We start from the raw sequence: 13,958 nt of genomic DNA, 5'->3' as shown, positions 1-13,958 counted from the left end.
ACTGCAGGGGGGACCCTGTGGGAGAGTAGGACGCCGCCGAACTCCTTTTGATAGTTAAGCCCCGTGCCCTTGTGGCACGGGGCTTTTCTGCGTTCCGGGCCCCGTTCGCCGGCTCGCCGTCCGTCGCGGTGCGGTGGAGCGGGTCGGTCGTCACGGGGGTGAGGGCATCGGAACGCCCCTGGTGAGCGGGTCCGTGACGGTGCGACAGGCGGTTTTGCAGAGCCTCTGGTTCGGGGTATGCTTTAGCTCGTTGCCGCAGGGCAGCAAGGCCCCAATAGCTCAGTCGGTAGAGCGTCTCCATGGTAAGGAGAAGGTCTGCGGTTCGATTCCGCATTGGGGCTCGTACAGACGAAAGGCCCCCGCCACTCGGCGGGGGCCTTTCGCGTTGGTCGCCTTCTGACGAGACAGATGTCCTGTCAGGCCAGGCGGACTCGGGAGTGCAGATGCATGTCGTGCCAGCCGTCGGCATGGAGCAGCGCCTGGCGTCGTACGCCCTCCAGAGCGAAGCCCGTCTTCTCTGCGATGCGACAGGATGCGACGTTCACCGTTGAGTGACCGAGTTCGAGTCGGTTGAAGCCGGCTTCTCCGAGCGCCCAGTTCGCCACTTGGGCCACTGCGCGGGAACAGATCCCTTGTCCACGGGCCTGTGGGGTCGTCCAGTACGAGATCTCTGCTTGGCCTCCGGCCAGGATGACGGACTGGAGGGAAACCCGTCCGAGAAGCGTGCTGCCGACGGCATCGACCACGGCCCAGTGGCAGGCGGTCTCCGTTTCCCAGCCCCGTCGCCACTGGCTGATCCACCCTTCGGCTTCGTCTTCGGAGTCTGCCGTGCGCAGGTGCCAGCGCTGGATCGCCGGGTCCTGGAACGCTCGGGCGAGGGCGGCTGCGTCGGAGGGTAGCCAGGGCCGCAGCAGCACGTCCTTGTCGATCGGCAGCGTCGGTTGGGCAGAGGCGTTGAGGTTGCCGGGGACCATGACTGGAGTGACCAGGGAAGGCATGGCCGACATCATGCCAACTCCGGTTCTGCGCCCGCAGACGATCCTGGGCTGCTCGTCGATGTTGTGGTCGCGCGCCGGCACCGGAGTGCCGTCGACCGTGAGCACGGTGTCCCTGGGGAACCGCTGCGTGGGCGGACAGCCCTTAGCAGCGGCCTGGGCTGGGAATCACGCTGCCGACGGAAGATCTGAGATGCCGACCGGCGGAGCGAGCCGGCGCGCTGTCGAGGTCGTGGGCGTCGGCAGGCCGCGAGCACCCTGTCCTCCAAAGGCAGTGAGCGCGCGCCCAGCCCGTTGACCGGGGCTGGGCAGGACGGCTCTGACGCCGTGACACATCGGAGCATCTCCCGCTCCGGGACCAGGCGTCACGGGACAACGCTCAGGAAGCGGGCTGCGGCTCCGGGACGCGCATCGCGAGGATGGCCATGTCGTCGGAGGCCGGTTCGGCGGCGAAGCGCTCGACCGCCCGCAGAATGCGGGCCGCCACCGCCCCCGCCGTCAGCCCCGTGCAGTTGGCCAGCACGTCCGCCAGGCCGTCGTCGCCGAGCATGCGGGTGCCCTCTCGGCGTTCGGTGACGCCGTCGGTCACACACAGCAGGACGTCGCCCGGGTCCAGCGTCACCGTCTGCTCGTACAGCTCCAGGTCCTCGATGACGCCCAGCAGCGGCTGTGGTTCCGCCGCTGCTTCGACCGAGCCGTCCTGGCGCAGGCGCAGCGGCAGCGGATGGCCGGCACAGACCACCTTCAGAAGGGCGCTGCCGTCCTCCTGGGGCCACAGCTCCCCGTACAGCAGGGTCAGGAAGCGGCTGCGCGCGCCCTCGTCGAGGATGGCGGCGTTGAGCCGCTCCAGGACGGCGGGGCCGCCGAAGCCCTCGCGGGCGAGCAGGCGAAGGGCGTGTCGGGCCAGGCCTGTCACGGCCGCGGCCTCCGGGCCCGTACCGCAGACGTCGCCGATGGCGAAGCCGTAGGCACCGTCACGGATCGGGAAGACGTCGTAGAAGTCGCCGCCCACCTCGTTGCCCTCGCCGGCTGCCCGGTAGATGACCTCGATCTCGACATTGGGGACGTCGGGCAGGCCCGGCGGCAGCAGGCTGCGCTGCAGGGACTGGCTGATCGCCATGCGCTCCGAGTAGAGGCGGGCATTGTCCAGGGCGAGGGCCGCCCGGCGCGAGAGGTCCTCGGCCAGTTCCAGGATCTCCTGGCGGAAGTGGTCGTCGGACGGCTTGCCGAGCGTGAGCATGCCGATGACTCGGTTGCGGGCGACGAGAGGCAGGACCACGGTCTCCCCGCCCACCGCGGCCGCGGTGGCGAGTGTCGTACGGATGCCCGCGCCGAGGGCGCCGGGGTCACCGAGGCCGATGCTGCGCATCGAGGTGCGCAGGGCCGCCTCATGGGCGGCCTCGGACGGTGCGGACCAGACACGGGCGCCCGGGGTCGGTACCGGGTCGGGCGGGGAGATCCTGGAGAGCAGGGCCTTGAGGCCGTCGATGAGTTCCTCGTCCTCGTGCAGTACGTACGAGAGGTACGGGTCCGAGGACTGGTCGGCGATCGTGTAGACGGCGCACCAGGTGGCCAGGGTGGGGACGGTCATCTGTGCCATCAGGGCCAGCGTCTGGTCCCGGTCGAGCGTGCCGGCCAGCAGGTCGGACGCCTCGACGAGGAAGGAGAGCGAGCCGCGGCGCAGCCGTTCCAGCTCTCCCAGGCGGGCGGACTCGACGGCCAGGGCGATGCGGTCGGCGGCGAACTGGAGGCGCAGCGCCTCCTCGTTCGAGTACCGTCCGGCGGCTTCGGCCGCGACGCCCAGGGAGCCCGTGAGCCGGCCCTCGACCTTCAGGGGGACCGTGACCACGGAGCGCATGCCCGTGTCGCCGAGAAGCGGGACGGCGCCGGGTACCGCGTCGAGATCCTCGTGGACGGCGGGCATCCGGGCGGAGCCGTACCGTCCCGTACCCGCCTCGACGGGAACGCGGGCGAAGCGCTGGCGGGCGGAGGGCAGGCCGGTCGTGGCCCGTACCTCCAGTTCGGTCTCGTCGTCCGTGGCCAGCAGGAGGAAGGCAGCGTCGGCGTCGAGCATGTCGCGGGCGCGTTCGACGGTGCGCTGGAGCAGTCCGTCGAGGTCATCGGGGGCGGGGGAGCCGATGAAGACCTCGAAGGGGTCCGTCGTGCGGCTTTCCGTGTTCGTGTCGGAGGCCGGAGTGCGTACCGGTGACTGGAGCACGGCCCGCTCGTAGTCGCGCACCAGCAGGCATACCGTCGAGGGTTCGCCCTCGGTGTCCCGTACGCGCAGATGGGAGCCGTAGACCTGGATCGTGCGGCCGTCGGCGGCCCGGATGCCGTAGCTGCCCTCCCAGCGTGAGAGGCGCAGCGCGTCGGCGATGCCGGTGTTGGTGCCCGGGGTCTGCGGCCAGGCGGTGAAGTCGGTGAACTGCTTGCCGGTGACCTGTTCCGCCGTGTGTCCGAACAAGAAGGAGGCGTCGTCGTTCCACGCCGCGATGGAGCCCGTGCTGGCGATCTGGACGACGGCGACCCTGACGCGTTCGTCGGTGACGGGGAGCAGGCCGACGGGCAGCAGCGGACCCGCGGAGCGGATGCCCACCGGGCGGTCGGGGAGATCGAGCTGGAACCAGACGTGCTTGTGCGTGGGGGAGTACTCGACTCCCCAGCGGGAGGCGAGCGCGGCGCACAGGAGGAGGCCACGGCCGCCCTCCCGGTCGGGGCTGCCGAAGTCCAGACCGCTGGGCTGGAGCGGGATCTCGCGTTCCGGATAGTGGTCGGAGACCTCGACCCGGACACCTTCCTCCGTGCGCAGGCACAGCACGTCCGCGGTGGTGCCCGCATGGACCACCGCGTTCGTGACGAGCTCGCTGGTGAGGACGACCGCGTCGTCGACGACATCGGTGTACCCCCACCCCTGGAGCGTGTCCCGGACAAAGGCACGGGCCGTCGCGACGGAACGCCCGACCGGGTCGAAGGTGGCAGCCGCGCGCGCCGTGATCACAGCACTCCCCATATGGTGTCTCGTCGCTTCCCCGAGTCCTGTGCCCGTTTCTCGCCGCTTCGATTCGCCTGCCAGGCTAGACGCTCCGTGCAGGTGCCGGATACACGAGGGCCGGGTTCGGGCAAGGACGGGCAGGACAGGTCGGTGACCGGACAAGTGTGGGCTTCCCCTTGGAGGGATGTGTGACAACCATGGGAGGTTCCACCCCGACCGGTTCCGGCCTGGTACGTTTCAACGATTTGACGTCCGCATGGTCACCCGTCGACGGTGGGCCGTGGCGGTGAGATCCAGAGGATCTGGGCAAGCTCTCGGACAAGGCCCGAGCGATTCGGTCAACCCCTGCGGGAGGGACACGGTGGAGTCTGACGTGGCGGCGCGGGGAACAGGTACGCGCAGTAAAGGCGGACAGTCCGTGAAGAAGCAGCGCAATGGAACCGTCGAGGTCGACGCCGCGGCCCTCAACAGACTGCTCTCCGGTCTGGTGGCCATGCGCGACGGGAACTTCCGCCGACGGGTGACCGTGTCGGGCGACGGTGTCATGGCCGAGCTCGCGGCGGTCTTCAACGAGGTCGCCGACCGCAATGTGCATCTCACGGGTGAGCTCGCGCGGGTACGGCGTGTGGTCGGCCGGGAGGGCAAGCTCACCGAGCGGCTGGAGACGGGGGCCTGCGAGGGGTCCTGGGCCGCCGCGATCGACGCGTCCAACGAACTGGTCGATGATCTCGCGCGTCCCGTCTCGGAGGTCGGGCGGGTGCTGTCGGCGGTGGCCGACGGTGACCTGGAGCAGCGCATGGAACTGCGCTCGCACACGGCGGACGAGACGGTACGGCCGCTGCGCGGCGAGTTCCTGAAGGTCGCGCGTACGGTCAACAACCTCGTCGACCAGCTGTCGGCGTTCACCGAGCAGGTGACGCGGGTCGCGGTCGAGGTGGGCACCGAGGGCAAGCTGGGCGGCCAGGCCCAGGTGCGCGGGATGTCCGGGTCCTGGAAGGACCTCACGGACTCCGTGAACACCATGGCGTTCCGCCTGACCGCGCAGGTGCGCGACATCGCCCTGGTGACGACGGCGGTGGCCAAGGGCGACCTGTCGCGGAAGGTCACCGTTCACGTGGCCGGCGAGATGGCTCAGCTGAAGAACACCGTGAACACGATGGTCGACCAGCTGTCCTCGTTCTCCTCCGAGGTGACCCGCGTCGCGCGCGAGGTGGGTACCGAGGGCGAACTGGGCGGGCAGGCGACGGTGCCGGGCGTGGCCGGGGTGTGGAAGGACCTCACGGACTCCGTCAACACGATGGCCGGCAACCTCACCTCCCAGGTGCGCGGTATCGCCGAGGTGACGACGGCGGTCGCCAACGGCGACCTGTCGCAGAAGGTCCGGGTGAGTGCGCGTGGCGAGGTCGCGCAGCTCGCCGAGACCATCAACCAGATGACCGAGACGCTGCGGACCTTCGCGGACGAGGTCACCCGCGTGGCCAGCGAGGTCGGCGGCGAGGGCGTGCTCGGCGGTCAGGCGCAGGTGCCGGGTGCCGCGGGAACCTGGAAGGACCTCACCGACTCGGTGAACACGGTCTTCCGCAATCTGACGACCCAGGTGCGCGACATCGCCCAGGTGACCACGGCGGTGGCCAGCGGAGACATGACGCAGAAGGTCACCGTCGATGTGGCCGGCGAGATGCTGGAGCTGAAGAACACCGTCAACACGATGGTCGACCAGCTTCAGTCCTTCGGTTCGGAAGTGACCCGGGTGGCGCGGGAGGTCGGCGTCGAGGGCCGGCTGGGCGGCCAGGCCGAGGTGCCGGGCGCGGCGGGTACCTGGAAGGACCTCACGGACTCGGTCAACACGGCGTTCCGGAACCTGACGGGTCAGGTGCGTGACATCGCCCAGGTGACCACGGCGGTGGCCAACGGCGACCTGTCGCAGAAGGTCACCGTCGATGTGGCCGGCGAGATGCTGGAGCTGAAGAACACCGTCAACACGATGGTGGCGCAGCTGTCCTCCTTCGCCGACCAGGTGACGCGCATGGCGCGTGACGTGGGTACGGAGGGCCGCCTCGGCGGTCAGGCACGGGTCGACGGTGTCTCCGGTACGTGGAAGGAGCTCACCGACTCCGTCAACTTCATGGCGGGGAACCTGACCTCCCAGGTGCGCCAGATCGCCCAGGTGACCACGGCGGTGGCGCGGGGTGATCTGTCGCAGAAGATCGACGTGGACGCGCGCGGCGAGATCCTGGAGCTGAAGAACACCATCAACACGATGGTCGACCAGCTGTCCGCCTTCGCCGAGCAGGTGACCCGGGTCGCCCGTGAGGTGGGCACGGACGGGCGTCTCGGCGGCCAGGCCCAGGTTCCCGGCGTGGCCGGTGTGTGGCGCGATCTGACGGACTCGGTGAACGGAATGGCGGGGAACCTCACCGCTCAGGTCCGTAACATCGCCCAGGTCGCCACGGCGGTGGCGCGGGGTGATCTGTCGCAGAAGATCGACGTGGACGCGCGCGGCGAGATCCTGGAGCTGAAGAACACCCTCAACACGATGGTCGACCAGCTCTCGAACTTCGCGGAGCAGGTGACCCGGGTCGCCCGTGAGGTGGGCACGGAGGGCATTCTCGGCGGTCAGGCCGAGGTGCAGGGGGTGTCCGGCACGTGGAAGGACCTCACCCAGTCCGTCAACGGCATGGCGAACAACCTGACCCTCCAGGTCCGCAACATCGCCGAGGTCACCACCGCGGTCGCCAACGGTGATCTCTCCAAGAAGATCACCGTCGACGCCAAGGGCGAGATCCTCGAACTGGTGACGACGGTCAACACGATGGTCGACCAGCTGCTCAACTTCGCGGACGAGGTCACGAGGGTCGCCCGGGAGGTGGGCACCGAGGGCATCCTCGGAGGCCAGGCCCGGGTGCGCGGTGCGACGGGCATCTGGAAGGACCTCAGCGAGAACGTCAACCTGATGGCCAACAACCTGACCAGTCAGGTGCGGAACATCTCCCGGGTCTCGTCCGCGGTCGCCAACGGGGACCTGACCAAGAAGGTCACCGTCGAGGCGCGCGGCGAGGTCGCCGAGCTCGCCGACACCGTCAACACGATGGTGACGACCCTGTCGTCGTTCGCCGACGAGGTGACGCGGGTCGCCCGCGAGGTGGGCACGGAGGGCGAGCTGGGCGGCCAGGCACGCGTCCCGGGCGTTGCCGGTACGTGGAAGGACCTCACCGAGTCCGTGAACTCGATGGCGTCCAATCTGACCGGGCAGGTGCGCCAGATCGCCACCGTCACCACGGCCATCGCCGAGGGTGACCTCACCAAGAAGATCGACATCGACGCGCGTGGCGAGATCCAGGAGCTGAAGAACACCATCAACACGATGGTCGACCGGCTTTCCTCGTTCGCCGAGCAGGTGACGCGCGTGGCCCGCGAGGTGGGTACCGAGGGCCAGCTGGGCGGCCAGGCGCGGGTGCGGGACGTGGACGGCACCTGGCGCGACCTCACCGAGTCGGTGAACGAGATGGCCGGAAACCTGACCCGTCAGGTGCGCGCCATCGCGGCCGTCGCTACCGCGGTGACCCGCGGCGATCTCAATCTCAAGATCGATGTGGACGCCGCCGGGGAGATCCAGTCCCTCCAGGACAACATCAACACGATGATCGCCAACCTGCGCGACACCACCGCCACCAACAAGGAGCAGGACTGGCTCAAGGGCAACCTCGCCCGGATCTCCGGTCTGATGCAGGGGCGGCGCGATCTGGACGACGTGGCCTCGCTGATCATGAGCGAGCTGACTCCGGTCGTCTCCGCGCAGCACGGTGCCTTCTTCCTCGCGACGGCGACCGGGGACACCGACGCGCTGGGCGCGGAGGGCGACAGGGAGGGCGCGTACGAGCTCCGTATGCGCGGCAGCTACGGGTACTCCGCGGGGTCCATGCCGACGTCCTTCCGGCCCGGGGAGACCCTCATCGGCACAGCGGCTGAGGAGAAGCGGACGATCCAGGTGGACAACGTGCCGCCGGGGTACCTGAAGATCTCGTCCGGTCTCGGCGAGGCACCGCCCGCGCATGTGATCGTGCTGCCGGTGCTCTTCGAGGGCAAGGTCCTCGGGGTGATCGAACTGGCCTCGTTCCAGCCGTTCACGCATATCCAGCGGGACTTCCTCAACCAGCTCGCCGAGATGATCGCGACGAGCGTCAACACGATCAGCGTCAACACCACGACCGAGAAGCTGCTGGAGCAGTCGCAGGAGCTCACCGAGCAATTGCGTGACCGGTCGCAGGAGTTGGAGAACCGGCAGAAGGCCCTCCAGGCGTCCAACGCCGAACTGGAGGAGAAGGCCGAGCTGCTGGCCCAGCAGAACCGGGACATCGAGGTCAAGAACACCGAGATCGAGGAGGCGCGCCAGGTCCTGGAGGAACGCGCCGAACAGCTCGCCGTCTCCATGCGGTACAAGTCGGAGTTCCTGGCGAACATGTCCCACGAGCTGCGGACACCGCTCAACTCGCTGCTCATTCTGGCCAAACTCCTGGCGGACAACGCCGAGGGCAATCTGTCGCCGAAGCAGGTGGAATTCGCCGAGACGATCCACGGGGCGGGTTCCGATCTGCTGCAGCTGATCAACGACATCCTCGATCTGTCGAAGGTCGAGGCGGGCAAGATGGATGTCAGCCCGACCCGGATCGCGCTGGTTCAGCTGGTCGATTACGTGGAGGCGACGTTCCGGCCGCTCACCGCGGAGAAGGGGCTTGATTTCTCCGTACGGGTGTCGCCGGAACTCCCGGCCACGCTGCACACGGACGAACAGCGGCTGCTGCAGGTGCTGCGCAATCTGCTCTCCAACGCGGTGAAGTTCACCGACAGCGGCGCCGTCGAACTGGTCATCCGGCACGCGGGTGCCGAGGTGCCGAACGCCATCCGGGAGCAGTTGCTGGAAGCCGGTTCGCTGCGGGACGCCGACGCCGACCTGATCGCCTTCTCGGTGACCGACACCGGTATCGGGATCGCGTCCAGCAAGATGCTGGTGATCTTCGAGGCGTTCAAGCAGGCGGACGGGACGACCAGTCGCAAGTACGGCGGCACCGGCCTCGGTCTCTCCATCAGCCGCGAGATCGCGCGCCTGCTGGGCGGCGAGATCCATGCGGCGAGCGAGCCCGGCCGCGGTTCGACGTTCACGCTGTACCTGCCGCTGCACCCGAGCGAACTCCCGCCGCAGGGCTACCCGCAGATCGGCCCCGGGCCCATCGAGGTGCACGGTGCGGTGGCCGAGAGCGGCCGGCTCCTCGAGGCGGGGCAGCGTCACGGGCCCGGCTTCCAGACCTTCGGGGAGGCCTCCGGGGCTCCTGGCAACGCGCACGACCAGGGCGGCGCGGCAGGGCTGTCGAGGCATCGTCGCAAGGCGCTGGGCGGTGCGCAGCAGCAGCCCGCGCTGCCGCCCCGGGCCGCGCCCTCCGTGGAGCGGCCGGCGCCGCAGGAGCCGTGGACGCTCGGCGGTCAGGAAGAGCCCGAGGTCCGCAGGACGTTCCGGTTCGGCGGCGAGAAGGTACTGATCGTCGACGACGACATCCGTAACGTCTTCGCGCTCACCAGCGTGCTGGAGCAGCACGGTCTTTCGGTGCTGTACGCGGAGAACGGGCGCGAGGGAATCGAAGTCCTGGAGCAGCACGACGATGTGACGGTCGTGCTGATGGACATCATGATGCCGGAGATGGACGGCTACGCGACGACCTCGGCGATCCGCAGGATGCCGCAGTTCGCCGGTCTGCCGATCATCGCGCTGACCGCGAAGGCGATGAAGGGCGACCGGGAGAAGGCCATCGACTCCGGCGCATCCGATTACGTCACCAAGCCGGTCGATTCCGATCATCTCCTGTCGGTTATGGAGCAGTGGATGCGCGGAGAGTGATCGTCAATTGAGCGAATCGATCGTGATGTGTTGACTCGCCATGTCGGAAGAAGTGTGGGAGCGCGGATTCCGGGGAACCTTCTGGTCTCCCGCCGCGTTTTCCCTGTGTGCACAGTGACATCGCGGTGACAGGGTGTGGTGGCGGCCGGGGTGCGGCTACCATGACCGGCACAAGGACGGACGGCGTAAGGGAGCCGTCCCCTGGGGCGGCGCCCGGTGCAATTCCGGGGCGAGGAGGACGGGCCATGGTGCAGAAGGCCAAGATCCTCCTGGTCGATGACCGGCCGGAGAATCTGCTGGCGCTGGAGGCCATCCTCTCTGCGCTCGATCAGACACTGGTGCGGGCATCGTCAGGGGAGGAAGCGCTCAAAGCGCTGCTCACGGACGACTTCGCGGTGATTCTGCTGGACGTCCAGATGCCGGGCATGGACGGTTTCGAAACCGCGGCGCACATCAAGCGGCGGGAGCGGACCCGGGACATTCCGATCATCTTTCTCACCGCGATCAACCACGGTCCGCATCACACCTTCCGGGGCTATGCGGCGGGTGCGGTGGACTACATCTCGAAGCCGTTCGACCCCTGGGTGCTGCGCGCCAAGGTCTCGGTCTTCGTCGAGCTGTACATGAAGAACTGCCAGCTGCGTGAGCAGGCGGCGCTGCTGCGGCTCCAGCTGGAGGGCGGCGGGCAGGCGGGCGCGCACCGCGAGAAGGAGCCCGCCGGACTGCTGGCCGAGCTTTCCGCACGGCTCGCGGCAGTCGAGGAGCAGGCCGAGGCGCTCTCCAAGCAGCTCGACGACGAGTCGGCGGACGCCGGAGCCGTGGCCACCGCCGCTCACCTCGAACGGAAGCTGACCGGGCTGCGCCGGGCGTTGGACGCGCTGGAGCCCGGCACGGCCGGCGGACCGGCCGGCCTGCCCACGTAACGACCGCCGGCCGAACCGCCCGACTCCACCGGCTTCCTTCGGGTCGGCGAGGTGTCAACTGGCCCGTGCCTGTCAGGCCGTTCGGCGGTGGAGTCCCGGCTCGGTGCCGCCTGGCCCGGTGCCGGTGATCCCTTGCCCGGGCCGGTGAGTGCGCGTCAGTTTGCGGCCGCCGTAAGGCGACACGGTCGGGTGAACCGGCACGCGCACGTGTTCACTGCCGCAGACACCGGTAACCTCGGCCCCATGGCCTCACGTACGTCCGGCAAGGGTTCCCAGGGCACCGCGGGCACCGCGAAGCGCGCCGGCCGTGCCCCGGGCCCCGCGAAGAAAGCCGCGCCCGCCAAGAAGACCGCCGCGAAGAAGACCGCACCGGCCAAGAAGGCACCCGCGAAGAAGGCGGTGGCCAAGAAGGCCGCGCCGCCCAAACCGGCGCCGTCGCCCACCGGCGGTGTCTACCGCCTGGTGCGCGCCGTCTGGCTCGGAGCGGCCCACGCCGTCGGCGCGATGTTCCGCGGCATAGGGCGTGGCGCCAAGGGCCTGGACCCCGCTCACCGCAAGGACGGCGTGGCGCTGCTGCTGCTCGGCCTCGCGCTGATCGTGGCCGCGGGCACGTGGTCGAACCTGCGTGGCCCGGTCGGCGACCTCGTCGAGATGCTCGTCACCGGAGCCTTCGGCCGGCTCGACCTGCTCGTGCCGATACTGCTGGGCGCCGTCGCCGTACGGCTGATCCTGTATCCGGAGAAGCCCGAGGCCAACGGCCGGATCGTCATCGGGCTCTCCGCGCTCGTCATCGGGGTGCTCGGGCAGGTCCACATCGCGTGCGGATCGCCGGGACGCGAGGACGGTACCGAGGCCATGCAGGACGCGGGGGGTCTCATCGGCTGGGCCGCGTCCAAGCCGCTGATCTTCACCATGGGCGAGGTGCTCGCCGTACCGCTGCTCCTGCTCCTGACCGTCTTCGGGCTGCTGGTCGTGACGGCCACCCCGGTGAACGCCATTCCGCAGCGGCTGCGGCTGCTCGGCTCCAGGCTGGGCATCATCGACCCGGTGTACGACCCCGAGGCGCTGGACGAGGACGACGACGAGCGGTACGACGAGCAGTGGCGCGAGTCGCTCCCGGCCCGTTCGCGACGCTCATCGGCCCGCCGCTCCGAGGCGCCCGAGGAGTACGACCCCGACCGGGCGGAGACCGACGCGCTCTCCAAGCGCCGCGGCCCGCGCAGGCCCTCCGTGCAGCCGGCGATGAACCGCACCATGGACGCCGTGGACGTCGCCGCCGCCGCGGCCGCCGCGCTCGACGGGGCGGTGCTCAACGGCATGCCGCCGTCGCCGGTCGTCGCCGACCTCACCCAGGGCGTCTCGGTGGACCGTGAGCGCGCCGGCACGCCGGTGCCCGGTGCCCGGGAGGCGGAACCGGGCCGGAGGCCGGGAGAGAGGGCTTCCTCGCCCGCCGGGGGCGTGCCCGACCTGACGAAGCCGGTCCCCGACCGCTCGGATTCGCAGCCGCTGCCGCCGCGCGCGGAGCAGCTCCAGCTCTCCGGCGACATCACCTACTCCCTGCCCTCCCTCGACCTGCTCGAGCGCGGCGGCCCGGGCAAGACCCGCAGCGCCGCCAACGACGCGATCGTCGCGTCCCTGACCAACGTCTTCACCGAGTTCAAGGTGGACGCCGCAGTCACCGGGTTCACCCGCGGTCCCACGGTGACGCGGTACGAGGTGGAGCTCGGCCCCGCCGTGAAGGTGGAGCGGATCACGGCGCTCGCCAAGAACATCGCGTACGCCGTCGCCAGCCCCGATGTCCGGATCATCTCCCCGATCCCGGGCAAGTCGGCCGTCGGCATCGAGATCCCCAACTCGGACCGGGAGATGGTCAACCTCGGTGACGTGCTGCGGCTCGCCGACGCGGCGGAGGACGACCACCCGATGCTGGTCGCGCTCGGCAAGAACGTCGAGGGCGGCTACGAGATGGCCAATCTGGCGAAGATGCCGCACGTCCTGGTGGCCGGTGCCACCGGCTCCGGAAAGTCCTCCTGCATCAACTGCCTGATCACCTCGGTGATGGTGCGGGCGACGCCGGAGGACGTCCGCATGGTGCTGGTCGACCCCAAGCGCGTCGAGCTGACCGCGTACGAGGGCATCCCGCACCTGATCACGCCGATCATCACCAACCCGAAGAAGGCGGCCGAGGCGCTCCAGTGGGTCGTGCGCGAGATGGACCTGCGCTACGACGACCTCGCCGCCTTCGGCTACCGGCACATCGACGACTTCAACCACGCGGTGCGCACCGGCAAGCTCAAGACGCCGGAGGGCAGCGAGCGGGAGCTGTCGCCGTATCCGTACCTGCTGGTGATCGTCGACGAGCTGGCCGACCTCATGATGGTGGCCCCCCGGGACGTCGAGGACTCGATCGTCCGCATCACCCAGCTGGCCCGCGCGGCCGGAATCCATCTGGTGCTCGCCACCCAGCGCCCCTCGGTCGACGTGGTCACCGGTCTGATCAAGGCGAACGTGCCCTCCCGGCTCGCCTTCGCCACCTCGTCGCTGGCCGACAGCCGCGTCATCCTCGACCAGCCCGGAGCCGAAAAGCTCATCGGGAAGGGTGACGGGCTGTTCCTCCCGATGGGGGCGAACAAGCCGACCCGTATGCAGGGTGCCTTCGTCACCGAGGACGAGGTCGCGGCCGTCGTCCAGCACTGCAAGGATCAGATGGCCCCCGTCTTCCGCGACGACGTGGTGGTCGGGACGAAGCAGAAGAAGGAGATCGACGAGGACATCGGCGACGACCTGGATCTGCTCTGCCAGGCCGCCGAGCTGGTCGTCTCCACCCAGTTCGGGTCCACCTCGATGCTCCAGCGCAAGCTGCGCGTGGGGTTCGCGAAGGCCGGACGGCTGATGGACCTGATGGAGTCCCGGAACATCGTCGGCCCGAGCGAAGGCTCCAAGGCGCGCGATGTCATGGTGAAACCGGACGAACTCGACGGGGTGTTGGCGCTGATCCGAGGGGAAACGGGTTCGTAAGGGTTTTGCGGGCAACCGTTTCGCCGGGCCGTACGTCAAGTTGAAGGGAGGGACAGCAGAATGTTTCCTCCCGGGACTGTCCGGCGAATCCGACTCTGTTCGAATCTGATGGCGTACAAAGTCCTCCCTCCCGGTTGCCC

At 69.1% G+C, this 13,958-nt stretch carries 5 protein-coding genes and 1 tRNA gene; 4 read left to right on the top strand and 2 right to left on the bottom strand.

The window, feature by feature from the left end; translation table 11 throughout:
* Positions 1 to 268 precede the first annotated feature (268 nt).
* Positions 269 to 341 (top strand) — tRNA-Thr (locus ACIQMX_RS32780).
* A gap of 75 nt (positions 342 to 416) precedes the next feature.
* On the opposite strand, the gene ACIQMX_RS32775 is transcribed toward ACIQMX_RS32780, so the two are convergent.
* Together ACIQMX_RS32775 and ACIQMX_RS32770 are read right to left on the bottom strand one after the other, a co-directional pair.
* Positions 417 to 1,103, bottom strand: coding sequence for a GNAT family N-acetyltransferase (locus ACIQMX_RS32775; RefSeq protein WP_402483598.1), 687 nt, complete (start codon positions 1,101 to 1,103; stop codon positions 417 to 419).
* 271 nt (positions 1,104 to 1,374) lie between these two features.
* A complete protein-coding gene (locus ACIQMX_RS32770) occupies positions 1,375 to 4,005 on the bottom strand; it encodes a SpoIIE family protein phosphatase (protein ID WP_402483595.1) in 2,631 nt (876 codons plus the stop codon).
* 400 nt (positions 4,006 to 4,405) lie between these two features.
* Between ACIQMX_RS32770 and ACIQMX_RS32765 the strand changes: the two genes are divergently transcribed.
* The 3 genes from ACIQMX_RS32765 to ACIQMX_RS32755 all read left to right on the top strand — a co-directional run bounded on the left by ACIQMX_RS32765 (position 4,406) and on the right by ACIQMX_RS32755 (position 13,818).
* Positions 4,406 to 9,877, top strand: a complete 5,472-nt coding sequence (locus tag ACIQMX_RS32765; RefSeq protein WP_402483592.1) for a HAMP domain-containing protein — start codon at positions 4,406 to 4,408, stop codon at positions 9,875 to 9,877.
* Positions 9,878 to 10,122: 245 nt separating this feature from the next.
* Positions 10,123 to 10,800, top strand: a complete 678-nt coding sequence (locus ACIQMX_RS32760) for a two-component system response regulator (RefSeq protein ID WP_402483589.1) — start codon at positions 10,123 to 10,125, stop codon at positions 10,798 to 10,800.
* 243 nt (positions 10,801 to 11,043) lie between these two features.
* Positions 11,044 to 13,818, top strand: coding sequence for a DNA translocase FtsK (locus ACIQMX_RS32755; RefSeq protein ID WP_363075870.1), 2,775 nt, complete (start codon positions 11,044 to 11,046; stop codon positions 13,816 to 13,818).
* The last annotated feature ends 140 nt before the right edge of the window (positions 13,819 to 13,958 follow it).

Source organism: Streptomyces sp. NPDC091416, assembly GCF_044756845.1.
Lineage (GTDB): Bacteria > Actinomycetota > Actinomycetes > Streptomycetales > Streptomycetaceae > Streptomyces.
The sequence above is the reverse complement of the archived record's forward strand: the minus strand, read 5'-3'. Positions and strand labels throughout refer to the sequence as shown.